Source organism: Burkholderia sp. MS455, from assembly GCF_016899445.1.
GTDB lineage: Bacteria > Pseudomonadota > Gammaproteobacteria > Burkholderiales > Burkholderiaceae > Burkholderia > Burkholderia pyrrocinia_C.
In genome coordinates, this window is record NZ_CP041778.1 from 632,347 (window position 1) to 646,293 (window position 13,947).

Consider the following 13,947-nt stretch of genomic DNA (forward strand, 5'->3'; position numbering starts at 1 on the left):
ATAACGCTTATAAGAGAAACTAGACGATGGCTTCAATTGACGGTATTTCCCTAAATGGGCTTGGCTCCGAGAATAGGTACGAATCGGCTATTGCCCTCCATCTGGCAAAAGAAAGCACGGTTAGCAAGGTTGAACATCTAGACGATTGGGAACTCGAGCTGCGTCGAGGAAGCGGGTTCCTCGTCGCGCGAAAAAAGAAGTCGCTAGGCAGGGAGGACACACTCCGCGACGGATACGAACAGGCAGAACGCTTTCTTGATATTCTCTCATTCGAAAGCGCATCAACCATAGAGATCGGGGCACCGGGACGCTCTCACATTCTTTTGTTTGAGCGGGATGGTAAATCAGTGATTGAACGGATGGCTACGTCGGACAATCCGATGTCAATCCAACTAACGATTACCCACCGCGGCCGCGACGGTCAGACAATCCCCCAGCCCCCGTCTCCTCCAGCAAAGTGGATTTCAGCACTTCGGTTCTATCGTCTATCGCAGACGAGTCGAAGCCCACACGAAGCCTACCGCAACCTGTGGCTTGGGCTGGAGGTTTTGCTTTCGACGCAGGTGCCGAAAGGCCCGAAGGAAAAGGAAGGTATTTGGCTCCGCCGGGCGCTAAGTCAAATCACCAGTACTCTGGATCTATCCCACGAGGCCCCGAATGGCGTGAACATAGTGGATTACGTGATGGAGCGTCACTACACCGCAATGAGGTGCAATCTTTTTCACGCAAAGATCGGTACAACTTCGGCGGCGCCATCAATGCCAACGGTGGAGGAAGCGCTTGATGCTTACGCGGAGCTAGTACGAATTTGGAGAGCCATTGCTGTGCGGACAGGCAACCTTCGCTTTGTTGGAAGCGGGTTAATCACGTATGTAGGGTACGCAATGCAAATGGCGAGAATTTTTTCGCAAGTGATCTTCTGCGCAACGGAAGACAATGCTCTGCCTGCCGCAACCGATACAGCCGTGAGTCCGAACAATTGTCCGATCGTCGATTTCGACTCATCACGTCATATCGGAGTCGTTGCACCGGGTAAAGTGGAAAACCTAGGTATCATCGACCTTTCCGCTAGGGAAATGCTTTCCCCGTTTCGCAGAATCACAACGAGCGTTGCAGCTACCCTTTTCAGTGTGGACTACTTGACAGGTGGTCTTGACGTAAATGGCGTGGACTTCTTCGAGTACCGCCAAAGATGGCGATTGCTCAATACCGGTATGCCCCGAACATACTTCGACTAATTGAATTATGCGCTTGCGGTTGCAAGCGCGGAGATGATTTTGGGCGAGAAGCGACGGTCGGGTCCTGTTGCCGTCGGCGTTTCGGTTGAGTCCGCTTTGGGGAAGGCTCATCTATCGCGCTATAAACTACAGGAAAGTTCCTTTACCCGAAAACTTGCGGATCAAATCGGCGTCGCGAGCGTCCAACGCACTTTGGAAGCGGCCACTGCGATGCGAAAAGCCGAAGGGCGGTTGCGGGTCGACTACCGACGTTTGCACTTGAAGCAGCAGCACCCGACCGGCACTCGCGCGTCGTACTTCCTGGTTCGATCGCTATCGCTCGATCGACATCAACGCGTAGAGCGTTAGCGGTCGCGTACTATAGGGCTTGAGAGGGGCGGTGATCGAAGCCGTTTCCCACGATTGAAATGGCTCCGAGCCGGTCAGCCTTAGCGATTCAAAGGGCACAGAGGATGCCTCAATCCCGCATCCCGCCCATCCCTATACCTAACGGCCAATCCCCCCCAACTCCCCATTTCTGAGATGCCAGCGCGACTACACTGGTCATGAAGCCTTGCTTCTCGCCCATCGGAGTTGGTCGCAACACCCTTCGCACCGATGGTCGAAAAATCCGTCTTGCCCAACAAGACGCAGCGAAGGGGGAGAGAGAAGTAGAAATTCCACGGCAACAAAAAGCGCGGGCCGCATGGGCGGCAACCCATACGACCCGCTGACCACCACCAACTCGCTCTAGGAGTCGGAAATGGCTGACGCCAATAGTAAGACACGTCGCAGGAAGAACAAACCGGTCAACATGCAAAAAACGTTTGAGCTGGTCCTCCGCAACTACCCGGACCTTCCCAAGCGCGGCTGGCCGTACCTGCCGTGGATGAAGGCAATCGATCTGGATTTCAAGATCTTTGGATTCAAACCGGGCGATCGCGTCTACCTCGACGTCAACTACGTCACCCGGAAAATCACGATCTCGCCGGACTACAGCCAGCTAGCGCTGCGAGAGCAGCCTTACCACGACCCAGAACCGGAAGACTCGCCGGCATAACGAGCAAGGGCCGCTTGATGCGGCTCTTGCGAGTGGAATTGCAGGCTTTGCACGAACGCGACTGACCGCCGGGGCGATACTGCCCTGGCCATCGCTTCGGATATCGTGATTCGCGCCCGCAGCCACCTTCAACAACTGTCACGACCGCACTGCCGTGAGGCCGCTCCGTGCGTGCCGAAACAAGCGAATGGATTCGATTGACTCGGAGGTATCCGGATTCAAGCGACGGCCCGAATATTCCCGTGCATCCGTGAACGACGCATCAACGCCCGCCATCCCGCGCCTTCACGATCCGCCCGCGCTGCATCACATAGGCGACGTGCTCGCCTTCACCGGCCACGACACCGATATCGTCGAGCGGGTTTCCGTCGAGCACGACCATGTCGGCGATCGCACCGGCGGCTACGACGCCCAGTTGTCCCGTCATGTTGACAATCTCCGCCGCCACCGTCGTCGCCGACCTGAGCGCTTCCAGATTCCCCAGCACCTCGGCCCGAATCCGAAACTCGCCCGACTGAAACGCGTGCATCTCCCCAAGCAGATCCGACCCGAACCCCATCTTCACGCCGGCCTTTGCATAGATCTCCAGCGACTCGCGTCCTTTCTGCTGCACGGAAGCCACCTTTGCCACCGAGTCCGCCGGCATCCCGAACTCCGCCCCATGTTTGGCAAGCGCGTCATAGGTAACCAGCGTCGGCACCACAAACGCCCCATGCTCATGCATGAGTTTCGCGGCCGCTTCATCCACGAGGTTCCCGTGCTCGATCGTCCTCACGCCGCATCGCACAGCCCGCGCAATCGCCCGCCCCGTATACGCATGCGCCATCACATAAGTATTCGCCGCCTCGGCTTCATCGACGATCGCCCGAATCTCGTCCTCCGAATACTGCGTGTTGGCAATCGGATCAGTCGGCGACGCAACCCCACCGGAAGCCATGATCTTGATCTGCGTCGCGCCTTTCTGAATCTCTTCGCGCACGGCGAGCCGCACACCTTCGACGCCATCCACGACCCGCGCAATCGCCCCCGTCCGAAAACAGCACGAACAGGGCTCCAGCAAATCCCCCCGAGGCCGAAAATCCCCATGCCCTCCGGTCTGCGACAACGCTTTCCCCGACGGAAAAATCCGCGGCCCCGAAACCAACCCCGTCTCGACCGCTTGCATCAACCCCCAATCCGCCCCCCCGGCATCCCGCACACTGGTAAACCCACGCGACAACATCGCATCGAGAATCGGCAATGACCGGATCGCCGCGAGAATATTCGGCTGCACCGCATTGGCGCCGAGATTCGCATTCGAAGCCAGCACATGCACGTGGCAATCGATGAACCCCGGCATCACGGTTTTACCGCGCACATCGACCACCTGCGCATTCGGCAAATCCACTGGTCGATCGGTGACTTCGACAATCCGTTCGCCGTCGATCACGACATGATGATGTTCGAGCAACACGCCTCGTTCGAGGTCCAGAACGTTGCCGCCTTGAAGCACGGTAATGGTCATGAGGAAATATCCTTATCGAGTCGTGGAGACAGTCCGCTTCGCATCTTTCACGAAGCGCGTCCCGACGAAACTGACTGCCGCCGCGAGGATCACGTAGCAGGCGGGCGCCATGTTGCTGCCCGTGCGGGCGATGAGCCATGTGATCAGGAACGGCGCGAACCCGCCGAAGATCGTCACCGCGAAGTTGTACGCAACGGAAAGCCCCGTCGACAGCACCTTGGTCGGAAACAGTTCCGCAAACGCCGCGAGGATCGGCCCGGTATAAGTCGCGATCAGCACGCCGAACACGGCCTGGAACACGATCAGCGACGTGAACCCGGGCGCATGGTTGATCCACGCGAACATCGGCCACGCAAGCACGAGGATCGCGAGCGCCGAGCCGGACAGGAACACGCGTCGTCCCCACACGTCGGCGAGCCTGCCGACGATCGGCGAGCAGCACATGATCATCAGCCCGCCGACCATGCCGGCCGCGAAGCCGGTCGACTGCGGCAGATGCAGCGTGCGCACGGAATACGTCGGCATGTAGAAGAGCAGCACGTAGGTGCAGACGGTCCACAGGATGACCATCGAAAAGCTCGCGAACGTCTCGCGCGGGTAGGTGGACAGCACTTCCTTCAGCGGGGAGCTTTCCTTCGCCTGCGCTTCGACGGCACTGAACGCGGGCGTCTCGTCGATATGGCTGCGGATGAAGTAACCGACCGGCCCGACGATGATCCCGAGCAGGAACGGCAGACGCCAGCCCCAGCTATGCAGCGCCTGCGCGTCGAGCGACGTCGTGACGAACGTGCCGGTCGCCGCGCCGAGCAGCACCGCGAAGCCGATGCTCGACTGGATCCAGCTCGAGTAATACGCGCGTTTCTCCGGCGGCGCGTATTCGGTGAGGAACGCGGTGGCGCCGCCCATCTCGCCGCCGGCCGAGAAGCCTTGCAGCAGCCGCGCGACGACGATCAACAGCGGCGCGGCGATGCCGGCCTGTTCGTAGGTCGGTGCGATCCCGATGAGCGCGGTGCCGGCTGCCATCAGCAGGATGGTGAGCGACAGCGCTGCCTTGCGTCCGACCTTGTCCGCATAGACGCCGAGCACGATGCCGCCCACCGGCCGCATGAAGAAGCCGACGCCGAACGTCGCGACGGTCAGCAGCACGGACGTCAGTTCGTTGCCGGTCGGAAAGAACAGCTTCGCGATGATCACCGCGAAGAAGCTGTAGACGGTGAAGTCGAACCATTCGAGGCCGTTGCCGATCACGGTCGCGACGATGGCGCGGCGGCGCTGCTGCACCGCCGCATCGACGGAAGGTGCGGCGCGCGGGGAAAGCGTTCCTTGCATGGTCTCTTCCTTTGTCAGAAGACGGGACGGCTGCCCCGCGTGAATCCCATGCTAAGGACAGCCGGATTTTTTTCTGAAACGAAAGATTCGCATGCACGCATGCGCTGTACGCATGCATCGCGCTCAGGGCGCGGTTTGCCTCTCCGCCTGTTCGAACAGCCAGCGCGTGAACAGGCGGGCGGCCTGGTTCTGCGCGCGGTCGTTGGGCGAGATCACGTAATAGCCGCCGCCGTGGCTCGCGGACGCGTCCGTCACGCGCACGAGCAGGCCGGCCTCGATGCATGCGTCGATCATGTAGCGCCAGCCGAGCGACACGCCCTGGCCGAGAATGGTCATCTGCACGATCTGCGGATAGGAGTTGATCATGATGTCCTGCGGCTGCGCCTTCTGCCGGTCGACGTCGTTCATGTCGAACCATTCGGACCAGGACATCCATTGGCGCTGCCCGTCCTCGAGGCGCAACAGCGTCTCGTTTGCGAGATCGGCCGCGTCGAGCGTGCGGCCGGCCAGATAGCCCGGCGAACAGACGGGGAACACTTCCTCGTCGAACAGCCGGCGCGCGGTGTATTCGGCCGGCGCTTGCTGGCGCACGTAGTAGACGCCGACATCGAATTCGGCCGGTGACATCGACGCAAGGCCGTCGCGCACGATCAGGCGTAGCTTGATATTCGGATACGCGGCGCGAAAGTCCGGCAGCCGGGGCGTGAGCCACAGGAGCGCGACGCCGGACGAGCACGCGATCGTCAGTTCGAGGTCGCCGTACGGCTTCATCACGTCTTGCGTGGCTTCCGCGCATTGGGTGAGCAGGTGGTGGACCTGCGTCGCATATTGCTCGCCGGCGATCGTCAGCCGCAACGAACGATGTTCGCGGACAAATAGCGAGCGGCCGAGGAATTCCTCGAGCTGCTGGATCTGGCGGCTGATCGCGCTTTGGGTCAGGTGCAGTTCGGCGGCGGCTTTCGTGAAGCTCGCGTGCCGCACGGCGGCTTCGAACGCGACGAGGCACTGAAGGGGCGGCAGGGGCGTGATGCGCATGGCGGGCAGGGGAGTCGATGGCGCTGCCGACATGATACGGGTGGATTGAAAGGAAATCACAAGGCGGGAAGGGCATAGCCAGCCGACGCATTCATGAGAAGATTGAACGCAACGCGCGCTCGAAATGCGTCTGGACGTGAGACTGCTTTACGCATGACGGCGACAGTTCGGTGAGTTCAGATTATCCAAACAAGGCCGAAGAGCATCCATTTTATGCAGAGAGGTTCGAGGGGATTGCCAGGGAGGGAAAATGATTGCTAAGTTTGTTTTTGGGATGTTTCTTGTATTGTCATTGATGGAAAATTCAATGGCGGGTGATTACGCGGCTCCTGGTTTGGTAGTGTGTGATGGTAGCGTAAAAACAATTAATTGCCCGATCCGATTGGATGGAGATGGATTTTTCGTCGATAGTGTTAGTGGTGCGCGATTGTCTTCTGAGCCGAATTTGCGGCGGACTTTGAGTGATACGACGCTTTATGGAAGCATGACAAGTCTGATTCTGGAGTACGGCAACGTATCGTCGTCAAAGAATTGGACGATTTTGATTTTCTCTTACATTAATGGTGTAATGCGTGCAAGAAATTACATCTCACTGTCGAGAGCGACTCTGTCGAATGGCGAGCGTTGGGTCGGGCAAAGTTGTCGTGGCAATGTTGTGTTGAGCGAAGAGCGGGAAATTCTGGAGAATGCTTTCGAAGCCTTGTGTGCTGGGAAGATAAATAATAAGTCTCCAGCTTCGCCCGACACGGTGGCAACCAGAGTTGCAAATCAGGCTGGTCTTGTTGTAACGGTGCCGGCATACGACGCAGGAACTAAAAATTGGTCGGAAGCAACCTATGCATTTCCTTCCAGTAGCAGGCCTGATGCAAGGACGCTACTTTGTCTTGCTGGATGCAAGATCAATGTGGCATATCAGTTTTTGGGTGGGTGGATCGGTAATAATTTCTGGATTAGCGCGTCCTTTCCAGAAGATCGGGATGGAAGGGTCGATGGTAGTTATATGTATCTCAAGAATGAGACGCTGATCGCTGTTAAGGGTTCGATAAAAAATGGGAGAATGAATTTAACGGAGTATTTGGGGGCGGGGGATCAACCGGTTGCGACGTTCAAGGGCAAGAAAATTGACGATTCGTATATTGGTACATGGACGTCAAAGAATAGAAAATATAACTTCTTCTTGGCAATGAAGTTCTATTGATTGGAGCCTATCCGGAACTTTGTGTGTGAGGCATAAACTGATGGCCAAGGAGCCACTTTATGCCACGCAAACGCAAGGAAGAAGTGACGATTGAGCCGGGCAAGGGCTTGAACCTGGACCCGGAACTGATCAAGCAACTGGTGCCCGGGACGCTGGACCGCGCAACGATCAACGAGCAGCTCGCTGCGCTCAAGAAGGCGATCTTCGAGCGCGCGCTGGGCGGCGAGTTGACGCACCACCTGGGCTACGAGAAGGGCGAAGCCAAGCCGGTAGGCCGCACGAACCATCGCAATGGCACCAGCCGCAAGCGCATCGCGACCGACGACGACCTGCTCGACGTCGAGATTCCGCGCGACCGCGAAGGCACCTTCGATCCGGTGCTGATCGCCAAGGGCGAGCGACGCTTCACCGGCTTCGACGACAAGATCATCGCGATGTACGCACGCGGCATGAGCGTGCGGGAGATTCAGGGTTTCCTGCTGGAGATGTACGGCATCGAGGTGTCGCCGGACTTCATCAGCACGGTGACCGATGCCGTGATCGACGAAGTGCGCGAATGGCAGCAGCGGCCGCTCGAGCCGATGTACCCGGTCGTGTTCTTCGACGCCTTGCGAGTCAAGATCCGCGACGAAGGCGTCGTGCGCAACAAAGCGATCTACCTGGCACTGGGCGTGCGCCGCGACGGCACACGTGACGTGCTGGGCCTCTGGATCGAGCAGACCGAGGGGGCTAAGTTCTGGCTGCGGGTGGTGAACGACCTGAAGCTGCGCGGCGTGCAGGACATCCTGATCGCCGTGGTCGATGGCCTGAAGGGCTTCCCGGAAGCGATCAACACGGTGTTCCCGGAAACGACGGTCCAGACCTGCATCGTGCATCTGATCCGGAACTCGCTGGACTTCGCCAGCTGGAAAGACAGGAAATCGGTCGCAGCGGCGCTCAAGGAGGTCTACCGGGCACCGTCGGCCGAAGCAGCCGCCGTGGCGCTGGATGCGTTCGATACGAGCCCGTGGGGTACGAAATACCCCCCGATTGCCGCACTCTGGCGCCGGGCCTGGGATCAGGTGATTCCGTTCTATGCCTTCGCGCCCGACATCCGGAAAATTGTATATACGACCAACGCGATCGAGTCGCTGCACATGCAGCTTCGGAAGATCATCAAGGCGCGCGGCCACTTCCCGTCGGACGAGGCCGCGCTCAAACTGATCTGGCTGGCCCTGCGCAACGTCGTTGCCAAGTGGACCGGCTCCCGGCACGATTGGAAGAGCGCCATGACCCAGTTTGCGCTGCTTTACCCGGAACGATTCAACATTGGAGTCTGAATCTCAACCCGCCTCACACACGAAATTCCGGATACCTCCATTGATTGCCCTGTCATGATTGATCTCATTCGAGTCGGCGAGGGCACCGGCAACACTCGCCGCTATGTCGTATTCATGCGAAGATTGACCACAAATCACACTCGCCCAAGAACGACGTGACCCTATCCAACCCTGAGAGCAAACTCAAAGCCGGCCATCCGCCCTGGATGTCCGTCGCCTTGGCCGAACTCGGCATTCGCCGCCACCCACCCGGCAGCATCAACCCGCGCATCGTCGAATACAACAACCAGACGAACCTGGTCGGCTACGACGACAAGATTTCCTGGTGCTCGTCGTTCGTCAATTGGTGCATGACGCACGCCGGCATTCGCGGCACGGGCTCGGCACTCGCGCGCTCGTGGCTCGAATGGGGCCGCCCGCTGGAGCGCCCGGTCTACGGCTGCATTGCGATCCTTACGCGCGACGATCCCGCGAGCTGGAAAGGGCACGTCGGTTTCTACCTGCGTCACGACGACGAATACGTGCATCTGTTCGGCGGCAACCAACTGGAAGAAGTGCGCGAACTCGCGTACCCGTTGAACGAAGTGATCGGCTACCGCTGGCCCTACGCCGGATGACCACGCCGCCGCAACGCCAACAAAACTTAAAACACTGCCTTTCCCGTCGCTGCTAATCTGTCGCACACACCGCATTGACCCACGCGGAGTTCGTCGGCACGCAAGCCCACGGAACCTCCCCCCACAAGGAGCCAGCAGTGCAAACCGGTAATCTCCGTCTCTACGCGGATGCGCAATACACGAGCCCTTACGCGATGTCGGTTTTCGTCGCCCTTGAGGAAAAATCGCTGCCGTACGAACTGGTGACCGTCGATCTCGGTAACCGCGCGCATTTCGCGCCCGACTATGCGGCGACGTCGCTGACGCAACGCGTGCCGACGCTCGTGCACGACGATTTCGCGCTGTCGGAATCGTCGGCGATTACCGAGTATCTCGACGAGATATTCCCCGGCACGCGGCTCTATCCGGTCGAGCCGCGCCAGCGCGCGCGGGCGCGGCAGGTGCAGGCGTGGTTGCGCAGCGACCTGATGCCGATCCGCACGGAACGGTCGACCGAAGTGCTGTTCTATGGCCCGACGAGCGAGCCGCTGTCGAATCTGGCGCAGGCTGCCGCGCAGAAGCTGTTCGCGGCCGCCGACAAGCTGCTGGCGCCGGGCGCGGCAAACCTGTTCGGCGAATGGAGCATTGCTGATGTCGATCTGGCGGTGATGCTGAACCGTCTGGTGCTGAATGACGATCCGGTGCCGCAGCGCCTCGCCGACTATGCGCGTGCGCAGTGGGAGCGGGCGTCGGTGCAGCGCTGGGTGAAGCTGAAGCGGCCGCCGCTGTAATCGTGGCTGCGAGGGGCTTGTCAGCGGCTCGAAAGGTTATGCGATACGCCCGCATGTTGTACATCCTGCCGTCCCGCACCGACGGAAAATCGGCATGTTAGATTGGATCGCCTGTCGTCCTTCACCTTGAATCCATCCGAATCGCCATGAGCTATCTTCCCCAACTCGCCGCAGTCGGCGGCGTGATGTTGCTGGCGTGCGTCAGCCCCGGCCCCGACCTGATCGCTGTTTCGTCCCATGCGCTCGGCAATCGCCGTGCGGGCCTGCTGGCTGCATTGGGTATCGCGTCGTCGCATGCGGTCTGGGCCGCGATGGCGATTTTCGGGCTCGGGCTGATCGTCGCGAAGGTCGCGTGGCTGTATGAGGCGATTCGCATCGCCGGTGCTGCATATCTGATCTATCTCGGCATCAAGACGCTGTCGGGCCTGCGCCAGTCTGCACAACAGGCCGAATCCGCGAGCCAGCCGGTTATTCGTGGTGGCGTACACGCATATCGAAAAGGGCTGCTGGTCGGCCTGACCAATCCGAAAGCCGCTGCGTTTTTCGGCAGCTTGTTCGTCACGCTGCTGCCCGCGCATGCGCCGGCATGGGTGCATGGCGCGACGCTTGCGGTAGTCGTCGCCGTATCGCTGACGTGGTTCTGCACGGTCGCCGTGCTGTTCTCGACGAACCGGGTGCAGACGGGTTACGCGAAACTGCGCAAGCCGATCGATGCGGTGATGGGGACGATCCTGTTGGGGCTCGGCGCGAAGCTGGCGCTGGATCGATAAGCGGTCAGTCGTTGTTGACTATCACTGGGCTCATCTTCAACGATTCAGCACCGCTAACACACGTCCGGTGTCCGCGCATGTCGACTGCCGGCCCTCAGCGTAGAAACGGAATCGCAGCGGGTCGGATTGCGGGATTGGAAACGACTGCGGAATATCTTCACCGTCATTTCCCGAATATCCGGGCGTACGGAGATGCGGCATCGGGGTGCCGGCGTGCCCCCTGGATGCATCCTGGTAGCACGACCACATCAGATACCGGCGACGGTTCCGCACGAAGAAGTATGGCATTTGCGTCATCTGGATTCTGTATAGCGTTGTGCCGAGCAAGCCGCCTGCACCACCCATATCCCCCATCCCGGTTTCACTTCTTTTACTTGCGCCGTTGAACACGGCTATTGACCAAACGCCGTCCAGTCCGACTCGGGCAGTCGGTATACGCATGGGCGATGTCCAGATGGAATCGGCGATAGCGCCGATTTGCGCGAGGTCGTCAGCACCGAGTACGATGTCGCCGCGATCGATGACGGTTGTCCTCCGCTCGCCGTTCATTAAATCAACGTCAAACTCCACGAAAGACAGCGTGCCGGCATCCAGATCAACGAGCGAGATGGCCTCGGGGCCGAAGAGACCGCCAGTGAAGATTCCGATGCCGTGGCGAACCTGTTTGAGCGGGAACAATTCCGGATCCGGGCGCGCGGAACAGCGCGTGGCGCATGGTTGGTCGGTCATGCGGAATCGGGTGTCACCGACAGATACGCCGTTCCAGGCTGTTACAGGTGCGCAGGCGGCTGTGACGAATGCAGTGACTATTAGACTGATGGGCGCAAGGATGAGTCGAATAGTCATGGTTGAATTCTGGATTCCGGTAATGCCGAAGGGCGCTGCACATTATGCCGTATTGGCTTGCATCCCAAGGACGTCGGCTATTACCGCGTGATCTGTCTCCGAAGAAGATCTGTATCGAATGCATACTTAAGGGGGGCCAGGGGCGGAGCAGCCCTGGTGCCCCGTTAATCCGTAGACCTACTCATGATGACAGACCGACTTTCCCGTTACGGGCGACGTACGATCCAGACCATCGCCCTTGTTGCCGTGTTTGGCCTCGGCGCATGTGATAAGCATCCCGGCCCAGTGGCGCAACAACTCGACTTGTCGAACCTGCCGAAGCACTACGACACGCTCGGCGCGAGTTCCTTGACGCTGAACTACACCCCTTGGTACATCCATCAGTGGGGAGTCGAGGGACCCGATGGGTCAGGGGTGGCAGGTGGTGGCCCCAATGTGTCACCAGCGACGGCTGACGATAAGCCGTCTGGCGGCGGTGGTGAAATGTGCTGTAGCGACATTCCCTCTGTCTGGCAGCCGGATCTGAGATTGACGGTGCGTTGGCTGGTTGACAAGAAGCAGGACGGCAAGACGCGAGGCGACTGGTACAAGGCCGAAAATGTTCGGATACCGAAATATGGGAGAGTCATGGGCGGTTTGTGGGCCGTGTTCCTGCCGGGTGACCGCGTCCGCATCATGGTGGCCGATGGCCAGAGAGGCGACGCTAACGACCCAGGTATACGCCCCCCAGACAATGATCCGTACATCGCTCAAGGGGTGGTGGATCAGGAATGGAACCGGTTATACCGTGACGGAGGAAGCACACAATGAGTCTCAAATGGGTCGACCCGATGCCCCAGGGTGCGCGTGTGGCGGGCAGTGTCACGGCGTTGAGGAAGGGGCGCGCGCTGGTGTGCGATGCGTTGATGTCCTGCCCCCAGGCCTCACATGGCGGACGATTGATCTCGGATGCAACCGACACGGCATCGATGGCTTCGGTGGTCAAGGGACCGCTTCCGAATTGCTCAAGGAGGTCGGGTGGGATGGCCGGCAGGTCCGGCGGTGGTGACTTCGGTGCGTAAGTCAAGACCTGATCTCTCAGTCAGCGTCAGATCAGGTCTGAGACTGCTTCGCCGTCACTTCATCTGTATTAGCCGGGACTTGATCTGACAGGTAGTCGGGCCGACAAAGAACGAGTCATCAATGGGGGATGAGTTTCTCCTTGGCGAGATCGAGCGAATCGAGGAAAGTGCGCATCGGCGTCTTGCCGTAACACCAGCGCCCCTGATGCTCTCGTTCATTGTTGTACTGGTCGAGCCACGCATCAAGGTCCGTCTGCAAGGTGGTGATCGAGTCGTAGATCTTCTTGCGGAAGACGATGCGATAGAACTCGTTGAGCATGGTCTTGTGCAGCCGTTCGACGATCCCGTTGGTTTGCGGCGACTTGGCCTTTGTTCGGGTGTGGTCGATGTCCTCCAAGGCCAGATACAGCTCGTATTCGTGATGCTCGGGGTTGCCGCAGTATTCGGTGCCGCGGTCTGTCAGCACGCGTAGCAGCGGAATGCCGAAGCCGTCGAAGAACGGGACAACGCGATCGTTGAGCAGGTCCGCCGCCGGCAAGGGTGTCTTGCGATCGTAGAGCTTGGCGAACGCAACCTTCGAGTAGGTATCGACGAAAGTTTGCTGGTAGACACGGCCGACGCCCTTGAGGCTGCCGACATAGAACGTATCCTGCGCGCCGCAGTAGCCCGGACATTCGGACTCGAATTCGCCGTGCACTTCCTTCTCGTGCTTGGCTCGTTCGAGCGCGACGAGCTGCGCCTCGGTCAGCACCAACCCCTCCTGGGCGGACTTGGCTTCCAAGGCCTTCAGGCGCTTCGGCATGGTCTCCAGATCGTGGCGCAACCAGATGCTACGGACGCCTTGGGGCGAGACGGACAGCGCATGCCGTTTGAGGACCTCGTTGGCGATACGCACCTGACCGTAGGCTGGCAATTCGAGGGCCAGTTCGACAACGGCGGCCTCGACCTGCGGATCCACGCGGTTCTTGAGCAGTGGCCGGTGGTGGGAAATCTCCTGCAGCGCAGCTTCACCGCCTCGATCGTACAGTTCCTTAAATCGGTAGAAGCTGTCGCGCGAGTAACCCATCACGCGACAGGCCTGGCTGACGTTGCCGAGCTGTCGGGCCAACTCGAGTATGCCGACCTTGGCACGAATTACCTTCTGCTCCTGAGTCATGGTGGACTCCTTGCTGTTCGCGGCGCGCATTGCCGCTACGGGCTACGCCCTTCGCGCCAATGCGC

The 13,947-nt window shown here is 59.6% G+C and carries 13 protein-coding genes; 8 read left to right on the forward strand and 5 right to left on the reverse strand.

All coding sequences use genetic code 11. The features are described 5' to 3' along the window. Nucleotides 1–26: 26 nt before the first annotated feature. Both FPJ27_RS07315 and FPJ27_RS07320 read left to right on the forward strand, forming a co-directional pair. Nucleotides 27–1,238, forward strand: a complete 1,212-nt coding sequence (locus tag FPJ27_RS07315) for a hypothetical protein (RefSeq protein ID WP_204422485.1) — start codon at nucleotides 27–29, stop codon at nucleotides 1,236–1,238. A 742-nt stretch (nucleotides 1,239–1,980) separates the two neighbouring features. Further along, complete coding sequence (locus FPJ27_RS07320) at nucleotides 1,981–2,277, forward strand: hypothetical protein (protein WP_204422486.1); 297 nt, start codon at nucleotides 1,981–1,983, stop codon at nucleotides 2,275–2,277. A 262-nt stretch (nucleotides 2,278–2,539) separates the two neighbouring features. Here the strand turns inward: FPJ27_RS07320 and FPJ27_RS07325 are convergent, their stop codons facing one another. The 3 genes from FPJ27_RS07325 to FPJ27_RS07335 form a co-directional block, all read right to left on the reverse strand. Further along, nucleotides 2,540–3,781, reverse strand: a complete 1,242-nt coding sequence (locus tag FPJ27_RS07325) for an amidohydrolase family protein (RefSeq protein WP_204422487.1) — start codon at nucleotides 3,779–3,781, stop codon at nucleotides 2,540–2,542. Between the two features lie 12 nt (nucleotides 3,782–3,793). Beyond that, nucleotides 3,794–5,110: an MFS transporter gene (locus tag FPJ27_RS07330; protein WP_204422488.1), complete on the reverse strand. Its 1,317-nt coding sequence runs from the start codon at nucleotides 5,108–5,110 to the stop codon at nucleotides 3,794–3,796. Between the two features lie 123 nt (nucleotides 5,111–5,233). Next, nucleotides 5,234–6,145: a LysR substrate-binding domain-containing protein gene (locus FPJ27_RS07335; RefSeq protein ID WP_204422489.1), complete on the reverse strand. Its 912-nt coding sequence runs from the start codon at nucleotides 6,143–6,145 to the stop codon at nucleotides 5,234–5,236. A 250-nt stretch (nucleotides 6,146–6,395) separates the two neighbouring features. Between FPJ27_RS07335 and FPJ27_RS07340 the strand changes: the two genes are divergently transcribed. The 5 genes from FPJ27_RS07340 to FPJ27_RS07360 all read left to right on the forward strand — a co-directional run bounded on the left by FPJ27_RS07340 (nucleotide 6,396) and on the right by FPJ27_RS07360 (nucleotide 10,819). Further along, nucleotides 6,396–7,343: a hypothetical protein gene (locus FPJ27_RS07340; RefSeq protein WP_204422490.1), complete on the forward strand. Its 948-nt coding sequence runs from the start codon at nucleotides 6,396–6,398 to the stop codon at nucleotides 7,341–7,343. A gap of 59 nt (nucleotides 7,344–7,402) precedes the next feature. Then, nucleotides 7,403–8,662 (forward strand): IS256 family transposase, encoded by a 1,260-nt coding sequence (locus FPJ27_RS07345; protein WP_204421550.1) that lies wholly within the window; start codon nucleotides 7,403–7,405, stop codon nucleotides 8,660–8,662. A 206-nt stretch (nucleotides 8,663–8,868) separates the two neighbouring features. Continuing rightward, nucleotides 8,869–9,279 carry a TIGR02594 family protein gene (locus FPJ27_RS07350; protein ID WP_204422491.1) on the forward strand — a complete coding sequence of 137 codons (411 nt, stop codon included), beginning with the start codon at nucleotides 8,869–8,871 and terminating at the stop codon, nucleotides 9,277–9,279. A 137-nt stretch (nucleotides 9,280–9,416) separates the two neighbouring features. After that, nucleotides 9,417–10,049, forward strand: a complete 633-nt coding sequence (yfcF, locus tag FPJ27_RS07355) for a glutathione transferase (RefSeq protein WP_175917589.1) — start codon at nucleotides 9,417–9,419, stop codon at nucleotides 10,047–10,049. Nucleotides 10,050–10,195: 146 nt separating this feature from the next. Continuing rightward, nucleotides 10,196–10,819 (forward strand): LysE family transporter, encoded by a 624-nt coding sequence (locus FPJ27_RS07360; protein ID WP_204422492.1) that lies wholly within the window; start codon nucleotides 10,196–10,198, stop codon nucleotides 10,817–10,819. A 36-nt stretch (nucleotides 10,820–10,855) separates the two neighbouring features. Here FPJ27_RS07360 and FPJ27_RS07365 read toward each other — a convergent pair whose 3' ends face one another. Further along, nucleotides 10,856–11,548: a hypothetical protein gene (locus FPJ27_RS07365; RefSeq protein WP_204422493.1), complete on the reverse strand. Its 693-nt coding sequence runs from the start codon at nucleotides 11,546–11,548 to the stop codon at nucleotides 10,856–10,858. A 300-nt stretch (nucleotides 11,549–11,848) separates the two neighbouring features. On the opposite strand from FPJ27_RS07365, the gene FPJ27_RS07370 reads away from it, so the two are divergent. After that, nucleotides 11,849–12,475, forward strand: coding sequence for a DUF3304 domain-containing protein (locus FPJ27_RS07370; protein ID WP_204422494.1), 627 nt, complete (start codon nucleotides 11,849–11,851; stop codon nucleotides 12,473–12,475). 369 nt (nucleotides 12,476–12,844) lie between these two features. On the opposite strand, the gene FPJ27_RS07375 is transcribed toward FPJ27_RS07370, so the two are convergent. Continuing rightward, complete coding sequence (locus FPJ27_RS07375; RefSeq protein ID WP_048985688.1) at nucleotides 12,845–13,882, reverse strand: IS481 family transposase; 1,038 nt, start codon at nucleotides 13,880–13,882, stop codon at nucleotides 12,845–12,847. Nucleotides 13,883–13,947: the final 65 nt, after the last annotated feature.